13 protein-coding genes are annotated in these 17,041 nt (G+C 63.1%); 7 read left to right on the top strand and 6 right to left on the bottom strand.

What is annotated here, in order from left to right; translation table 11 throughout:
* The first annotated feature begins 91 nt into the window (after nt 1-91).
* Nucleotides 92-1,324, top strand: coding sequence for an amidohydrolase family protein (locus tag KBA48_RS07465; RefSeq protein WP_292904784.1), 1,233 nt, complete (start codon nt 92-94; stop codon nt 1,322-1,324).
* 128 nt (nt 1,325-1,452) lie between these two features.
* Here the strand turns inward: KBA48_RS07465 and KBA48_RS07460 are convergent, their stop codons facing one another.
* On the bottom strand, nt 1,453-2,193 hold the full coding sequence (locus KBA48_RS07460; protein WP_292904782.1) for an IclR family transcriptional regulator: 741 nt from the start codon (nt 2,191-2,193) through the stop codon (nt 1,453-1,455).
* Between the two features lie 341 nt (nt 2,194-2,534).
* Here KBA48_RS07460 and KBA48_RS07455 point away from each other — a divergent pair, with 341 nt between their 5' ends.
* From KBA48_RS07455 to KBA48_RS07445, 3 genes are all read left to right on the top strand, one after another.
* On the top strand, nt 2,535-3,407 hold the full coding sequence (locus KBA48_RS07455) for a helix-turn-helix domain-containing protein (RefSeq protein ID WP_292904780.1): 873 nt from the start codon (nt 2,535-2,537) through the stop codon (nt 3,405-3,407).
* Between the two features lie 203 nt (nt 3,408-3,610).
* Nucleotides 3,611-4,807 (top strand): acyl-CoA dehydrogenase family protein, encoded by a 1,197-nt coding sequence (locus tag KBA48_RS07450; protein WP_367273816.1) that lies wholly within the window; start codon nt 3,611-3,613, stop codon nt 4,805-4,807.
* Between the two features lie 12 nt (nt 4,808-4,819).
* The gene (locus tag KBA48_RS07445; protein ID WP_292904778.1) at nt 4,820-5,953 is read left to right on the top strand and encodes an acyl-CoA dehydrogenase; all 1,134 of its coding nucleotides are present in this window, start codon (nt 4,820-4,822) and stop codon (nt 5,951-5,953) included.
* 70 nt (nt 5,954-6,023) lie between these two features.
* Here KBA48_RS07445 and KBA48_RS07440 read toward each other — a convergent pair whose 3' ends face one another.
* The 3 genes from KBA48_RS07440 to KBA48_RS07430 are packed head-to-tail and all read right to left on the bottom strand — an operon-like array spanning nt 6,024 to nt 9,914.
* Nucleotides 6,024-6,950 (bottom strand): 3-hydroxyacyl-CoA dehydrogenase NAD-binding domain-containing protein, encoded by a 927-nt coding sequence (locus KBA48_RS07440; RefSeq protein ID WP_292904776.1) that lies wholly within the window; start codon nt 6,948-6,950, stop codon nt 6,024-6,026.
* 19 nt (nt 6,951-6,969) lie between these two features.
* Nucleotides 6,970-7,779 (bottom strand): enoyl-CoA hydratase-related protein, encoded by an 810-nt coding sequence (locus tag KBA48_RS07435; protein ID WP_292904774.1) that lies wholly within the window; start codon nt 7,777-7,779, stop codon nt 6,970-6,972.
* Between the two features lie 32 nt (nt 7,780-7,811).
* On the bottom strand, nt 7,812-9,914 hold the full coding sequence (locus KBA48_RS07430) for a 3-hydroxyacyl-CoA dehydrogenase NAD-binding domain-containing protein (RefSeq protein WP_292904772.1): 2,103 nt from the start codon (nt 9,912-9,914) through the stop codon (nt 7,812-7,814).
* Between the two features lie 245 nt (nt 9,915-10,159).
* Here KBA48_RS07430 and KBA48_RS07425 point away from each other — a divergent pair, with 245 nt between their 5' ends.
* The 3 genes from KBA48_RS07425 to KBA48_RS07415 all read left to right on the top strand — a co-directional run bounded on the left by KBA48_RS07425 (nt 10,160) and on the right by KBA48_RS07415 (nt 14,371).
* Nucleotides 10,160-11,305: an acyl-CoA dehydrogenase family protein gene (locus tag KBA48_RS07425; RefSeq protein WP_292904770.1), complete on the top strand. Its 1,146-nt coding sequence runs from the start codon at nt 10,160-10,162 to the stop codon at nt 11,303-11,305.
* Nucleotides 11,306-11,402: 97 nt separating this feature from the next.
* On the top strand, nt 11,403-12,728 hold the full coding sequence (locus KBA48_RS07420; protein WP_292904768.1) for an aromatic ring-hydroxylating dioxygenase subunit alpha: 1,326 nt from the start codon (nt 11,403-11,405) through the stop codon (nt 12,726-12,728).
* Nucleotides 12,728-14,371: an FAD-binding protein gene (locus KBA48_RS07415; protein ID WP_292904766.1), complete on the top strand. Its 1,644-nt coding sequence runs from the start codon at nt 12,728-12,730 to the stop codon at nt 14,369-14,371. The genes KBA48_RS07420 and KBA48_RS07415 overlap by 1 nt, the downstream gene beginning before the upstream one ends.
* 134 nt (nt 14,372-14,505) lie before the next feature.
* On the opposite strand, the gene KBA48_RS07410 is transcribed toward KBA48_RS07415, so the two are convergent.
* Both KBA48_RS07410 and KBA48_RS07405 read right to left on the bottom strand, forming a co-directional pair.
* Complete coding sequence (locus KBA48_RS07410) at nt 14,506-16,158, bottom strand: GMC family oxidoreductase (protein WP_292904764.1); 1,653 nt, start codon at nt 16,156-16,158, stop codon at nt 14,506-14,508.
* Between the two features lie 32 nt (nt 16,159-16,190).
* Nucleotides 16,191-17,041 (bottom strand): TauD/TfdA family dioxygenase (locus KBA48_RS07405; protein WP_292904762.1); only part of this gene is annotated, 851 nt, incomplete at its 5' end.

Below are 17,041 nucleotides of genomic sequence, written 5' to 3'. Positions count from 1 at the left end.
CGTCATGCTCTGCTAAATTTCCAACAGCAACAGCCTCCCGCTAAATAAGCGTTCGTTCTCAGAGGCTTGTAAGCATGCAGGAAGGAAAAACATGACCAGCCAGGCAGCAATCAAGCCAGGGGCGGCAACCCCGCGCTACCAGGGCCCCATCTTCGATGCCGACACCCATTACTGGGAAACGGAGGATGCGTGGAGCGCCTATCTTTCCGACGATGCCAAGAGTAAGTATGGAATCACCTTCAAGAAAGGTGATGATGGCCAGTTCGCCATGTATGTCGGTCCCCGCAAGGTTGAGATCAGCGCCGATCACCTGCACGAGGATGGTCGTGTGCCGGCTCCCGGCAAGCTGCATGAATGGCTGCGTGCCATGAAGGAGGGCAAGGCCGACATCGACCTGCATGTGCATAAGACGGCTGACATGATGGAACCAGCCGCCCGGCTGGCCCGCATGGATGAATGGGACGTGCGGGGCGCGATCATGTTCGTTGGCAACATGATTACCGCCATTTCCTATCTGGACCAGCCAGCGGCGGCGCACGAGGTTCTGGGCGCCTATAACCATTGGATGCTGGATCACTGGAAGTTCAACTACAAAGACCGGATCTTCACCGCCCCCATCATCACGCTGGCTGATTTGGACAAGGCCTGCGAGCAGGTGCGCTGGTGCATTGAACAGGGTGCCCGCGTCATCCTGATGCCGATGGGGCCCTATAATGGCAAGGCGCCGGCCCATCCCGACCATGACCGGTTCTGGGCCATCGTGAACGAGGCGAAGCTGCGCGTGGTGTTCCACGTTTCCGAAGCCATCTATATGAAGGACCACATGGCCGTCTGGGGTGAGCCGGTACAGCAGTCCCGTATCAAGCAGACGGCCTTCGTGTGGATGCACGGCTATTCCGAGCGCCCGGTGGTCGAGACCCTGTCCAGCTTCATTTTCTGGAACTTCTTCGAGCGGTTTCCCAACGTGAAGCTGCTATCCGCAGAGAACGGCGCCGAATGGGTGCCGGCCATGCTGACCAAGATGGACAAGTGCCGTGGCATGGCCAAGAACGGCTATTGGCCCGGTGGGCAGTTGAAGGACAGGCCCAGCCGCATCTTCGCCCGCAATATCGCGGTCGTCGCTTATCCCGAGGATAATATCAAATCCATCATCGATCAGGTCGGCAGTGCCGACTGGATCCTGATGGGATCGGATTACCCGCATGCGGAGGGTGTCGAGCAGCCGCGAGACTTCGCTGATGAGGCCTGCAAGGGGATCAGCGATACCGATACAGCCAAGATCATGTACGAGAATGGCATGCGTTTTATGGGCCTGACGCCCTGAGACTGTTTCGGCCGGTTCCTCCCGGCTCGCCTTGGGCGGCACCCGTCGGCTTCTTTGGGAGCAGGCGGGGCCGCCCTTTCTTTTGTCGCCTTGCTGCGGCAAGCCCAACGCATGGAGCAGGGGGCCGCTCAAGCCGGATCGGGCGGTGGCAAGCCCGATGCCAGTCGGCCAAAATGCAGGACCTTGCCCAGCAGCGTCTCAAATGATGCCCGCAGCCTGGTCAGTGGGGCGGCAACGATCAGGGCGCCGATGACCATATCGCTGGCGTCGAAGACGGGAACGGCGATGGCTGCCGTGTCCTTCAGCATTTCACCGAAACTGGCGCAATAACCCAGGCGCCGGATGGATTCCAGGCTTTCCAGCAACTTGTCCGGGGTCGTCCGGGTGGATGGCGTCAAGGCGCGGAAATGGCCGCGGCCAAGATAATCCTGGCATTGCTCGGTCGATGAATAGGCCAGCAGCACGCGCCCGGCGGCGCTGGCATAAAGCGGTGCGCGGATGCCGGCGCGCATCGCGTAATGTACGGGCTGGCGGCTGTTGACGGCATCGGTGAAGATGGCCTGCCCGATGTCCCAGTCAGCGATGGCGAAAGCGACGGATTCACCGGTCGCATCGGCCAATTCATGGACATAGTGGCGCACAATTTCCGGCTGCGACCAGGCCATGATGATGTTCCCGGCCAAGCGGTAAGCGCAGGGCCCGAGGCGATATACATTATCCTCACAGATCAGGAAGCCATCGGTGACCAGCCCGCGCAGGCTGGCCAGAAAGGTGCTTTTGGCGACACCCATGGCCTGGCTCAACTCCGACAAGGTCATCCCCGACCTGTTTTTGGCCAGAAGATCGAACAGGCGTAACACGCGCGTCATCGCCCGCGGACCCGATGCATTGGCGCCGCGCCCGTTTTCTTCCTGTTCGAGCAATTGTCCGAAACGTGTCATTCGCCGACAGATAAGGTGGGTGATGTGTCACGGGGTGGCTGCCACAGGGCGTGGCACCGACTGCGACCCGTTATCACTATTGTGCCCACAAGCGGTATGACACTGGATCTGTTGCAGGGGAGTGTGCGGCGGATATCATGAATGTGATGGATGCCGTTCGGATAATCGAACGGAGTTCGGAAAATCTTGTGCATCAGATGGGCGATGGCATACCGTTTGTCCCAAGGCCGCACACATACAATGGTGGCCAATATGGGAAGGAAAGCGAGATGAGCAGCAAAGACGGCCGCACCATCAAATCCGCCTATCGTGTTCTTGAGATTCTGGAATATTTCGACCGGAAGAACCGGACCGCGACGGTCATGGATCTGTCGCGGGCATTGGAATATCCGCAATCGAGCACGTCTGAACTGCTGCGTTGTCTGACAAAACTCGGTTACCTGCATTATGACCGCTTCAAGCGGACCTATAGCCCCACCGCTCGTGTTGCCCTTCTGGGCGCCTGGGTTGAGCCGACGCTGTTCCGTGGCGGCGCCGTGGTGACGGTACTGGATCGCGTTGCGGATGCGCTGGGGGAGACGGTCGTTCTGTCCACCGCCACCTCTTATGTTGTCCAGCACCTGCATGTCATCGACGGGCTGCATGATCACGCCGTTGTGGAACATGCTGGCAATACCGACTGCCTTCTGCACAGCCCCCAGGGCAAGTTGCTTCTGTCCACCTACAAGGATACGCATGTGCGTTCCGCTCTTCACCGCCTGAATGCGGAGGAGCAGGATCCGACCCGCCGGGTGAAGGTGGCGGAACATATGGATGAGTTGGTTCGCTTGCGGGAGCGTGGCTGGATTGCAACCGCGGACCATGGGGATGGCACGGGATCGGTTGCGGTGCTGCTGCCGCCGCGATGTGGCAGCGACCGTCTGGTATTGAGCGTTCTGGCACCAACAGCCATCATTCAGGCCCGGGCCGAAGAGATCGTCGCCATCGTGCAGGAACAGCGCAAGGGAGTATTGCCCATGCCGCGCCCAAAGCCCGCCGCCCGTCCTGAGGCGCAGATGTCGACGGCCAATGGTCAGCAGGTTCCGGCGTGGCCCATGGGATATACCCGCAAGATCATTCCGCGTACGGCAACCGCTTCGTAACGATGGCGATCCGGGTTGTTATCGACGGGCCGGGGGCGCAACCCCGGCCCTTTTATATTCGGGGATGTCCACCAACCCGACCAGCGGCATGTCCGGTCTTCCCATCCGACAATATCGGCCATGTGAAGCCTCTGGGTCTTTGCACCGGCGTGCGTTGACCAGTTCCCGCTCTGCGGCACATTTCTGGCAGCAAGCAGAGCGGGATGATGACCATGAATCTGGATTTCACCGATGCCGATCGTGCGTTCCGCCAGGAGGTGCGCGATTTCCTGGCTGAAGCCCTGCCGTCGGACCTGCGTCGCAAGATGGTGGAACGCAGGCACCTGGGCAAGGACGACATCGTGCGCTGGCAGCGTATCCTGAATGCGCGGGGTTGGGCCGTGCCGGCCTGGCCTGTGGAATGGGGCGGCCAGCCCTGGACCCCGACCCAGCGTTACATTTTCCAGGAGGAGATGGCGCTGGCCCATGCGCCGGAAGGGTCCCCCTTCAATGTCAACATGATCGGTCCCGTCATCGCCCGTTTTGGCACGGACGAACAAAAGCGCCGTTTCCTGCCCCGCATCGCCAATATCGACGACTGGTGGTGCCAGGGCTTCTCCGAACCCGGCGCGGGGTCCGATCTGGCGGCACTGAAGACCAGTGCCGTGCGCGATGGCGATGATTACGTGCTGAACGGCCAGAAAATCTGGACCACCCAGGCCCAACATGCCGACTGGATGTTTGCCCTGGTCCGCACGGACAATAGCGGCAGGAAGCAGCAAGGTATCACCTTCCTGCTGCTGGAGATGCGCACGCCAGGCATCACCATCCGCCCGATCCCGTCCATCGACGGCATTGCCGATCTGAATGAGGTGTTTTTCGATGATGTCCGCGTGCCCGTCGCCAACCGCATCGGGGACGAGGGGCGTGGTTGGGATTATGCCAAACAACTGTTGGGTCATGAGCGTAGCGGCATCGCGCGCATCGGCCTGTCGAAGGAGCGGCTGTCGCAATTGCGGCACCTGGAGGCGGACCTGCATGAACGCGGCATCCTGTCGGATGCCGAGCGGCAGCGTCTGCGCCGACGGCTGGCCGAGGTGGAGGTGGAGCTGCGCGCCCTGGAACTGACGCAGTTGCGCGTTGTCGCCGCTGACAGCCATGGCGGCGGCGCCAATAGTGCGGCGTCGATTCTGAAGGTCCGGGGCACGGAGCTGCAGCAGCGCATGACGGAGTTGACCCTGGAACTGGCCGGGCCGGCTGGCTTGCCGATGCCGGACCATCACCATCATGACGATAGGGGCGCGGATGGCTGGCTGGAAGCGTCAGCCCCCTTCTATTTCACCATGCGCAAGGTTTCGATCTTTGGCGGGTCCAACGAGATCCAGAAAAACATCATCGCCAAGACCGTACTTGGCCTGTGAGGAACATCGGCAATGGATTTCGACCTGAATGACGAGCAGCGGCTTTTGTCTGAAAGCGTCAACCGCTTCATCGCCGACCGCTATGATTTCCACGCCCGTGAAGCGGCCATGAAGCAGCCCGAGGGGTTCAGCAGAGAGATCTGGGCCCAGATGGCCGAGATGGGTCTGCTGGGTCTGCCGTTCGCCGAGGCGGATGGCGGTTTCGGCTGTGGTCCTGTGGAGACCATGCTGGTGATGGAGGCGCTGGGCAAGGGACTGGTGCTGGAACCCTATCTGGCCACCGTCGTGCTGGCCGGCGGCATATTGCGCCGGGTTGCCAATGAGGCGCAGCGAGCCGAACGGGTGCCGGCCATTATCACGGGCGACCATGTCATGGCGCTGGCGCATCAGGAATGGCCCGGCCCCCGCCACACAACCAACCGCTTGATGACAAGGGGTGTTCCCGTTGATGGGGGGTGGCGGCTGAGTGGCGCCAAGGTCGCTGTGATCGCCGGACATGCCGCCGACGAATTGGTGGTCAGTGCGGCGACACCGGATGGTGTAGGGCTGTTTTTTGTCGATCCCCGCGCCGACGGTATCGTGCGGACCACCCGGGCTGGTTATGACGGGGTGCGGCTGGCCGATATTGCCTTCGCCGATGTGCATCTGAAGGCGTCGGCCCTATTGGGGACGGCCGGCGGCGGGGGCGCGGTGCTTGACGCGGTGTTCGAGGAGGCCAATGCGGCCCTGGCGGCGGAGGCGGTGGGCATCATGCAGGATGTCCTGGGCATGACCGCCGACTATCTGCGCACCCGCACACAGTTCGGCGTGGCCATCGGCAGCTTCCAGGCGCTGCAGCACCGGGCAGTGGACATGCTGATGCAGGTCGAGTTGTCGCGGTCCATGGCCATGCTGGCGGCAATGTCGCTGGACCGGCCGACCGGCGAACGCCGGCTGCACATCGCCGCCGTCAAGGCCAAGATCGGCCAGGCCGGGCGTTTCGTGGGGCAGCAGGCTGTCCAGTTGCATGGTGCCATCGGCTTGACCAATGAATACAAGATCGGTCATGGGTTCAAGCGCCTGACCGCCATCGATGCGCTGTTTGGCGACAGCGACCACCATCTGGATATGCTGGCCGAGGCCGGGGGCGTTCCTGCCATTGCCTGATACGGTACCGAAATGAAATAGCCGTCCGGTTCGCTACCGGACGGCATTTGTTTCGAAGCCGAATGGAACGTTACTCTGACAGCGCCCGCAGCAGCCGCAGCACCATCGCATCCTGGTGACGGGCGATGTCTGCAATGGGACGATGGCCGTTCGCCTCGATCACCTGGGCTGTCAGTTTCGTCTGCAGCGCTGGGTCGGCCAGATCCGGATCTGTCATGGTCCGCCAGCGGTTCATGATGCCGGGGGCGAAATGGCGTAGGAAGCCTTCCATGCCGGCATCGCCGCCACCGGTATGAAAGGTGGTGAACTGCCCTTGCACGGCCCATTTCAGGGCCGGACCGAAGCGGATGGCCCGGTCCACGTCCGCCACCGTCGCATAACCTTCGGCCACCAGGGATACGGCTTCCCGGAACATGGCGCTGGTCAGCCGGTTGGCGATGTGACCCACAATTTCCCGGTGCAGGCGCACCGGTTCCTTGCCCATGGCGACGTAGAAATCCGTCGCGGTGTCTATGGCGGCCGGATCGGTCAGTTCACCACCGCCGAGTTCCACCAGCGGCATCATGTGCACAGGATTGAACGGATGGCCCAGCACGCACCGCTGCGGATGCCGGCAATCCCTCTGCAACAGGCTGATGGGCAGGCCGGACGTGCTGCTGGCGATGATCACATCGGCCGGCAACAGGTCCCCCAATCGTGCGTAGAGTTCGGCCTTCACGTCCGGCCGTTCCGGCGCGTTCTCCTGCACGAAATCGACGCCATCCAATGCGATGGCCAGATCGGCATGGAAGGTCAGGCGGTCGGGACTGGCGCCTGGGGACAGCCCCAGACTTTCCAGGGCCGGCCACGCGGCCTCCACCTGCGCCCGAAGCCGGGCTTCGGCATCCGCAGAGGGGTCCTGGACCGAGACATCATAGCCCCGGCCCAGGAAAGCGGCGACCCACCCCCCGCCGATCAGGCCGGCACCGACCACGCCGACCTTCCGGATCTGATCCAACCCCCGGTAGGCGCCGGTGTCAGAAGCCCTGGAATTCGGGCTTGCGCTTTTCGGCGAAGGCATTCGTGGCCTCCTTATAATCCTGGGTCAGCATGGTCAGGGATTCATAGGCGATCGACAGTTCCAGGATCTGGTTCAACTGCGCCTTCAACTGCTTGTTGACGGCCGCCTTGGACCAGCGCACGGCCCAGATCGGGTTGCCCGCGATCTCGGTGGCGATCTTGTGTGCTTCGGCCAGCACATCCTCCTTGGGGAAGGAATAATTGACCAGGCCCATGCCGGCGGCTTCGGCGCCGCGTAGCAGCTTGCCGCGCATCAGGAATTCCTTGGCGCGTTGCGGCCCGACCAGCAGCGGCCAGACCACGGCCCCACCATCACCGGCCACCAGCCCGACCTTGACATGCGTGTCGCCGAGGCGGGCATCGTCGGCCACGATGCTCATGTCGCAGAACAGCGCCATGGTCATGCCCAGGCCGATGGCATCGCCATTGACGGCGGCGATGACCGGCTGCGGCGTCAGCAGCATGTGCTCGAAGATACGCAGCGTGTTCTGTGGCACGCGCAGGGCGTATTTCAGCCCATATTCGGTGCCGGCACGGGCAGCCATCTTCTTGATATCGCCACCGGCGGAAAAGGCGCGGCCGGCACCGGTAAAGATGATGGCCTTGATGCTTTCATCCTGGGCCAGATCGACCCAGATATATTCCAGTTCCTTGTGGTTCTCCGGCCCGACCGCGTTCAGCTTATCGGGGTCGTTCATGGTGACGGTGGCGACGCCGTTGGCATCGATCTCAACCTTCAGGAACTGGTACTTGCTGTAATCGACCATGCTTTTTTCTCCATTGTCCGCGCCCTCTCATATCAGGCGCGGCTTTTCTGCCATTCTGCGAAGGTTGAGCCCTGCTCGGCCAGCATGCGCAGCAAGGCGGCCGGTTCCAGGGACTGATCGTCGGTGTCGGCGCGGAATGCGTCAAGCCGTGCCACGATGGTGGCCAACCCCACTTCGTCCGCGTGAAACAACGGGCCGCCGCGCCAGCGCGGCCAGCCATAGCCGTTGACATAGACGACGTCGACATCGGACGGGCGCAGGGCGATGCCTTCTTCCACCACCCGTGCCGCCTCGTTGATCAGCGGGTAGAGCAGGCGTTCGGTGATCTCGTCGCGCCCGATCACGCGGCGTGTGATGCCCAGCCGGGACGATGTCTCCAGGATCAGTGCTTCCACATCGGGATTGGGCAGGGGCGTCCGGCTGCCCGGTTCATAGCGGTAATAGCCCTGGCCCGTCTTCTGTCCGAACCAGCCGCATTCACAAATCCCGTCCGCAATAGGGAAGGGCGTGCCGCGCCGTTTGCGGATCGACCAGCCCACATCCAGGCCCGACATGTCGTTGATTTCCAGCGGCCCCATGGGAAAACCGAACGCCTTCAGCGCCCCGTCAATATCCGGCGGCAGGGCCCCTTGCTGCAACAGGCGTTCGGCGGCGGCCGATCGTTTGGCGATGATGCGGTTGCCGATGAAACCGTCACAATTGCCCGACAGTACGGGCACCTTGCCAATGCGCTTGCCCACGGCCATGGCGGTGGCGATGGCCTGCTGGCCTGTCTTCGCGGCTCGCACCACCTCCAGCAGCTTCATGACATTGGCCGGCGCAAAGAAATGCATGCCGAGGAAATCCTCTGGCCGCGTCAGGACCGAGGCGATCTCATCCACGTCCAGGGCAGAGGTGTTGGAGGACAGGACCGTGCCGGGCCGGGTGACGGCATCCAGTTCGCGGAAGATGGTTTTCTTCAGATCCATGTCCTCGAACACGGCCTCCACCACCAGATCGACATCGGCCGCCGCCGCCCGCTCTGTCGCACCGGTCAGTAGCGCCATCTGCGCATCCATGCGGGCCTGTGACAGCGATCCGCGCTTCACCGAACCCGCATAGTTGGCGCGGATACGGTCGATGCCACGATCCAGCGCCTCCCGCGTGGCGTCGATCAGCAGGACGGGAATGCCGGCGGCTACGAAGCTCATGGCGATGCCGCCGCCCATCGTGCCGGCGCCGATGACGGCGACCTTGCTGACGGGGCGCGGCGTGATATCGGCCGGAATGTCGGGGATCTTTGCTGCTTCCCGCTCCGCGAAGAACTGGTGGCGCAAGGCCCGTGATTGGCTGCCGGCGATCAGTTCGGCGATGGCGGCGGCATCTTCCGCCAGGGCCTGATCTATGGGCTGAGTGAAGGACCGGCGCACCGATGCGATATTGGCGGCAGGCGCCGCCTGTCCCTTGGTTCTTTTGCTCCAGGCCGCTGCTGCGGCTTCGAACGCGGCGGGATCGGCCCGGGTGGCGGCCAGCTTCTCCTCCCGGTCGCGCACGGGCACGGCGGGCAGGGCCTCGTCAATGGCGCGGCGGGCGAAGGCCAGCCCAGCCTCAATCACATCCCCGTCGGCAACATGATCAATGATGCCCAGGTCCAGGGCTTCCGCAGCACCCGCCGGCTTGCCCGACAGACAGAATTCCAACGCCTTTTCCGGCCCGATCAGGCGTGGCAGGCGCTGGGTGCCACCGGCAGCGGCCAGCAGGCCCAGGTTGATTTCCGGCAGGCCGACCTTTGCCGCGGGTACCGCCACACGGAAGGCGCAGCCCAGCGCCACTTCCAGGCCGCCGCCCAGCGCAGTGCCATGAATAGCGGCGATCACGGGACGGATGGAGCTTTCCAGGGCCGCGATGACGGATTGCAGCACCGGCTCACGCTTGGGTTTGCCGAACTCCGTAATATCGGCACCCGCAAAGAAGGTGCGGCCGGCGCAGGCCAGAACGATGGCGCGGACTGTGGAATCGGCGTTCAGTTCCTTCAGCGCCCGGATCAGCCCGTCGCGGACAACGAAACCGAGGGCATTGACCGGCGGGCTGTCCGATATGATCACGCCGATATCGCCGTCGACACGGATGGAGATGACTTCGTTGATGTATTTCATGGCGTGTACGGCCACTTCCTGCGGTGGAGCTGTGGGGGTGCAGAGCATCGCCCATACCCTTCACCAGCGGTCCGTCAACCCGAACTGTCAAGAAACGCCCGGCCGGATGGCGGCACCCATCGCGGATGTGAAGGCTTGCGCCTCGGCTGCTGTCATCACTCGCCCGTTCGGGTTTCAGGGCCTATGCAGAATTCCGACCTGTCGCCGCAATCAGGGTGGCGCATCCTTCGCATGGGATCATTAGAATGCATTTCAATCTGACCGAGGAGCAGACGCTTTTCCGGGATTCGGTAGCGGCCTTTGCCCGGCGCCATCTGGCTGACGGTGCCCTGGCCCGCGCCCATGCCGATGATTATCCCTGGGATGTCGCCCGCGCCATGGCCGAACAGGGTTTGCTGGGCATCACGATTGAGGAGGAGAAGGGTGGTGTCGGTGGTTCCCTGATGGATGCCGTCCTGGCCATCGAGCAGGTGGCGGCCGTCTGCCCGCGATCGGCCGACGTCATCCAGGCCGGAAATTTCGGCGCCATCCGCACCTTTGCCGGCTTCGCCTCCCCCCAGCAGCAGGCGGAGTATCTGCTGCCGCTGCTGAAGGGCGACGGTCTGATCGCGGTTGCCATGACGGAGCCGAATGCCGGGTCGGCCGTGACGGAGTTGACCACCACCGCCGTACCCGATGGCGACGGATTCCGCGTCACGGGGCAGAAAATCTTTACCACCCATGGCCTGCACGCGACGGTCTTCCTGGTCTATGTGCGCTATGGTCCCGGTACGGGCAATATCGGCTCCGTGCTGATCGAACGCGGGCAGGAGGGCTTCACCTTCGGCAAGCCGGTGCGTTTCCTGTCGGGTGAAGAATGGAACCCGCTTTTCTTCGACAATGTCTATGTGCCGAAGGAAAAGGTTCTGCTGGGGCCGGGCGGCTTCAAGAAGCAGATCGCCGGCTTCAATGTGGAGCGTATCGGCAATACCGCCCGCAGCCTGGCCCTGGGGCGATACGCCTACAATGCCGCCATCGAGCACGCCAAGACCCGCAAGCAGTTCGGCAAGTTTCTGTGTGAATTCCAGGGCTTGCAGTGGAAATTCGCGGAGATGAAGGTGAAGCTGGATGCAGCCCAGCTCTTGCTCTATCGCGCCGCCACCAATGCCGATGCCGGCTTTCCGTCGGCGGAGGAAACAGCCATCGCCAAGGTTGCCTGTAACCGTGCCGGTTTCGACTGCGCCAACGAGGCGATGCAGATCATGGGCGGCTCGGGGTTCGGCGAGGATGCGCTCATCGAATATTGCTTGCGCCGGACCCGCGGCTGGATGATCGCCGGCGGCACCATCGAAATCCTGCTGAACCGCATTGCCGAGAATGTGCTGGAGCGGCGGTTCTCCCAAGGCGCGTGAGCCGTCTCGGTCACAGGCACAGTCGCAGAAATATTTCCCTTGGAACCGCCGGGACGGATACCGGACAGTGCCATGCATAACAGGGAGGAACACACGAATGGATGAGAAAGTGCAGCGGACGGTTGATGGTGAGCCGGTGCGGCCGGATTTTGTGCCGGCCGCAGCCTATATCTCGCCCGACTATGTCCGACTTGAAAAGCAGCGCCTGTGGCCAAAAGTCTGGCAGATGGCGTGCCGGGAGGAGGAAATCGCCGAACCCGGCCATTATTACACCTACGAGATCGCCGATGAGTCGATCACCGTCGTCCGCCAGCAATCGGGTGACATCGCCGCCTACTACAATGTCTGCCCGCATCGCGGCCGCCGCCTGACCGAGGGTTGCGGCAAGATGGGCCGGTTCCATTGCCGCTACCATGGCTGGAAATGGTCGCTGGAGGGGCAGCCGGTCGAGGTGGTGGACCGTCAGGACTGGGGCGACTGTCTGAAGGACGAGGATATCGGTCTGGTCTCCGTCAAGGTCGGCACCTGGGGTGGCTGGGTCTTCATCAATATGGACCCCGAGGCGGAGCCGCTGGAGCAGTTCCTGGAACCGGCCAAGTCCATGCTCGACGCGTTCGAGTTCGACAAGATGCGCTATGTCTGGCGCAAGAGCGTCGTCATGCCCTGCAACTGGAAGGTCGCGCTGGAGGCCTTCAATGAAGGCTACCATGTGCAGACCACGCACCGGCAATTGCTGCCTTATTTCGACGACATGACCTACAGCGCCGCCAAGGGCAAGCATGGCATGTTCGGCTATGCGCCCACGGCGCTGTTCGGTTTGCCCAGCCCGCGTCTGGGACCGGTGAAGGGCGATATCCGCAAGGGGCTCTACCAGTTCAACAAGGAGATCTGGGACACGCTGAAGGCCACGACGACGGAGGAGATGCTGGCGGCGGGCCGCCGCCTGCTGGAACTGCCCGAAGATAGCGATGTCTACACCGTCTATGGAGCCTTTGCGCAGTTCCATCGCGAGGAGGCGGCGAAGAATGGCCGGCCCTTCCCCGATGTGCCGATCGAGACCTTGATGGCTGCCGGCATCGACTGGCACATTTTCCCCAATCTGGTCTTCCTGCACCAGCCGACCAACGTGCTGTTCTACCGCGCCCGCCCCAATGGCGACGATCCGGACAGTTGTATCTTCGAGATCAATGTCATCGAACGCTTCGCCGAAGGGGCGGAACCGGGTGTGGAGGTCGAACATGGCGCCGATTGGGCCAGGGTCGATTGGGGTCTGATCCTGGAGCAGGACTTCGCCAATATGGGTGAGGTGCAGAAGGGCATGAAGTCGCGCGGCTTCAAGGGCGCCCGGACCAGCCCCGTTCAGGAACGGGCCATCAGCAATTTCCACGCGACGCTGCATCATTATCTGGCGGACAAGAACTGATGACGAACCAGACCTGGGACGAAAGTGCTGATTTCATCATCGTCGGTTCCGGCGGCGGGTCGATGGCGGCGGGGCTTTATCTGAAATCCATCGGCAAACAGCCGCTGATTCTGGAAAAGACCGACAAGATTGGCGGGTCGACGGCCATGTCGGGCGGCGTGCTGTGGATACCCAACAATCCATTGCAGGCCCGCGAGGGGATCGAGGATAGCGAGGCGGCGGCCCGGACCTACCTCTATCGTGTCGTCGGCAATGATGCGGGACCGGGTTCCACGCCGGCCCGCAAGGAAGCCTTCCTGAAGGCCGGGCCGGACATGGTGCGCTTCCTGGAGGGGCAGGGGATGAAATTCATCCGTGCGCACGGATGGTCCGATTATTACGACGATCTGGAAGGCGGCTGTCCGGAAAGCCGGTCCCTGGCCGCGCCGATGCTGCATGCCAGGGACATGGGGCCCTTGTTCGACAAGCTGCGGATGGGACCGATGGTCATGCCGCTGCCTGTGGATCAGACCCGCAACATCACCCTGGCCACCCGCACGCCGCGTGGCATGTGGGAGGGCGTGAAGCTGCTATGGCGTCTGCGTCAGGCATACAAGACCGGCAAGCCCATGCTGTCCTTTGGCGGGTCCTTGCAGGGACGCATGCTGATGCTGGCCGATGCCAAGGGCGTGCCCATCCGCACGCGGACTGGCGTCACGGAACTGGTGGCGCAGGATGGCCGGATCGCCGGTGTCGTTGCCCAGGGACCGGACGGCACAACACGGCGTATCCAGGCCCGCGATGGCGTGCTGATCAATGCCGGCGGCTTCTCCCATAACCCGAAAATGCGCGAGCAATATGGGCCAAAGCCGGCCTCCACCCAATGGACCAACGCCAATCCCGGCGACACCGGGGAGATGATCGAGATCGCGCAGGCGCATGGCGCCGCCCTGGATCTGATGGATCAGGCCTGGTGGGTTCCCGGCACGTTGCCGCCCTCGGGCGAGGTCTATATGCATGTGACCGACCTGTCGAAGCCGCATGTCATCGTGGTCGGGCAGAACGGCCGGCGTATCATGAATGAAAGCCAGTCCTACATGGCCAATGGCCATGCCCTGTACAAGGCCGGTGTACCGGCCTGGGTGATCATGGACAGCCGCCATCGCCAGCGCTATGCCTGGGGTACCCAGCCGCCGGGCAAGACCCCGGCCGATTGGGAGACGAGCGGTTATATGATCAAGGCCGACAGCATCCGCGAGTTGGCCGTCAAGATCGGACTGAACCCCGACACGCTGTCGCAGGAGGTTGCCCGGTTCAACGGGTTTGCTGCTGCCGGCAAGGATCTGGACTTTCACCGTGGTGAACGGGCCTATGACAACTGGTTCGGCGATCCGTGGACCAAGCCCAACCCCAATCTCGGCGCGATCGACAAGCCGCCCTTCCTGGCCTTCAAGATGGTGCCGGGTGATGTGGGCACGGCCGGCGGCATCGTCACCGATGAACATGGCCGGGTTTTGCGCAGCGATGGCGATGCGATCCCCGGATTGTATGCCACGGGCAACAGCACGGCGTCGGTCATGGGCCGCGTCTATCCGGGGGCCGGCGCCAGCATCGCAGCGTCTTTCGTCTTCGCGTGGTTGGCAGCCAAGCATGCCTGCGGCTAAGTTTTGGCCGGGGCAGGCATGAGAAAAGGGGCCGGACGCGACATCCGGCCCCTTTTCTCATGCCCCCTCAGGCGCCGGACGCCCGCATCCACGGGCTTGGCTTGCGGCGCACGAGCGCCGGGCAGTCGCCGGTGCTATGAACTCGCCCGGATCAAATCCGACGCCTTCTCCGCGATCATCACCGTTGCGGCATGGGTGTTGCCGGAAACGATGGTGGGCATGACCGAAGCATCGACGACGCGCAAACCCTCCACGCCGCGCACACGTAATTGCGGGTCCAGAACCGACCGTTCATCGGCCCCCATGGCACAGGTCCCCGACTGGTGATAACCGGTCGACCCCGCCGCCCGGCAGAAGGCCAGCAAACCGTCATAGCTGTCGGCCTGGGGACCGGGCGTCAGTTCGTGGTCGAAATACCGGGCCAGTGCCGGCTGCCGCATGATCCTCCGTGCCCATTCCAGGGCGGCCACGGTGGCGCGCTGGTCTGCCGGATCGGACAGGAAGCCCGGCCGGATCGCGGGATGTTCGGCCGGATCGGATGAGCGGATATGGATGGACCCGCGCGACCGGGGGCGCATGACATAGCCGCCGATGGTCATGCCAGGTTCCGCTTCCATGCTGATCTGCCCGCGTTCGGCCAGGGCCTTGAAATCTACCGTCCCGGCACTGGCGAAGAATTGCAGGTCCGGCAGGTCCAGCGCCGGGTCCGACCGCAGGAAGGCGGTCAGGTTGGACCCGCCCAGGGCCAGCAGACCGCCGCGTGTCGTCGCATAGCGCAGAAGCTGCCCGATCAGGCCCAATCCACGGGACAGGCTGTTCAGGCTGGGGCTTCCTGGCTTCAGGCGCGCACGGACCATGGAGGCATAGTGATCCTGCAGGTTCTCACCCACGCACGGGCTGTCGACCAGGGGCGTGATACCAACCGAGGCCAGGTGCGACGCATTGCCGATCCCGGATAATTCCAGCAATTGCGGGGAATTGATGGCGCCGCCGGCCAGGATCACCTCCCGCCGGGCAGTGGCACAATTCACTTCCCCATCCTGGACATAGTAGATGCCCGTCGCCTTCCGCCCCATGAAGCGGACATGGGTCGCCAGCGCCCGGGTCACTACCATCAGGTTCGATCGCCGCATGGCCGGATGCAGGTAAGCGACGGCGGCTGATTTGCGCAGACCCCGCCGGGTATTCAGCCGCACGGGAGAGACGCCCTCGCGGTGATCACCATTCAGATCGTCGCTGCGCGGCGCCCCGGCTTGGACGAATGCCTCGATGATGGCCTGCTGAACGGGATGGCGCAGGGGAACATCGCCGACATCCAAGGGACCGTCTGTGCCGGCAATGCTGTCAGCGTCGGTGCGGCCGGCCTGTTTCTCGATACGTCGGAACAAGGGCGCGACATCTGACCAGGACCATCCGGCACAGCCCATCTGCCGCCAGCCGTCGTAATCCTCCGGCAGGCCCCGCACATACAGCATTCCATTGATCGAGGAAGAGCCGCCCAGCACCTTCCCGCGCGGAAAATGGTGCTGGCGGCCATTGCTGCCCGGATCCGGTTCCGTCTTGTAGTTCCAGTTGATCTTCGGGTCGGCGAGCATCCGCGTGAAGCCGGCGGGCAGATGGATATTGACGTTGCTGGAGAACTGCGACAGTTCACGCAGCGGCCGGTCATCACCGCCCGCTTCGAGCAGCAGCACGCGTGTGCGACCATCGGCCGATAGCCGGTTGGCCAGGACGCAACCGGCGGAACCGGCCCCGACGATGACATAGTCCGCTTCGAGCTGTTTCATGCTGCGCCTTATTCTTGGGTCGTCAATGTCGATCATTGTGCAGGGGCCCGGCAAAGGTCCGGAAGTCCCCTTGTGCTGATCCGGTACAGCAGCCGCTGCTTCCCCGGCAGGTCGGAATAGTCGATGGGCGTGGCACTGTGGACCGTGGAGAAGTTATCCCACAGCACGATATCGCCAGGTGCCACCTTCCAGGTGATGCGGAACTGATCCTCGGCGACATGTGCTCGCAGGCGTTGGATCAGTGCGCGTCCTTCGTCTGCGGGCATGCCGTCGATGGCAAAGGCCGTACCAGAGGCATAGATCGCCCGCCGCCCCGTCACCGGATGGCGGATGATCAGGGGGTGGCGCTGATAGGGCATCTTCCGTTTTGGACGGCTGGGGTCCGGCACGGTCTCACCCGCAATCCACGGGGCAGCGCCCAACTCGTGGATCGCCACTCGTTCCAGCAACTGCGCCTGCATCGTCGGGGGCAGGGCGTCGAAGGCGGCGGCTGTGTTGGCGAACAGTGTTTCACCACCTTCATCGGGTGCAAGTCGACCGTAAAGCATGGTCACCGCGGCGGGCTCCGCTTCGTAGCTGCCATCGGAATGCCAATGTACCGCCCCGTCACGCATGGCGGGTGGCGTCGCGGGATCATTGGAGATGGTGATCATTTCCGGATGGTTCTGACCGCGATGCTCGGCGATGAAGAATTCAAGTGGGTTGCCCCAACAGCGGCCGAAGCGGATATACGCGGCATCGTCCAGCCGCTGCCCGCGGATCACCAGGACACCACGCTGATGCAGCAGGCTGATCAGCCGGGCCATGGTCGCGTCTTCCCAGCCCTCCGACAGGTCCAGTCCTTGAACGAGGCTGCCCGTATGGGGACTGATCTCCTCCACCC

It is taken from the genome of Niveispirillum sp. (assembly GCF_017996735.1).
Taxonomy (GTDB): Bacteria; Pseudomonadota; Alphaproteobacteria; order Azospirillales; family Azospirillaceae; genus Niveispirillum.
Note: the sequence above shows the minus strand (reverse complement) of the source record. Positions and strands in the feature narration are given on the sequence as shown.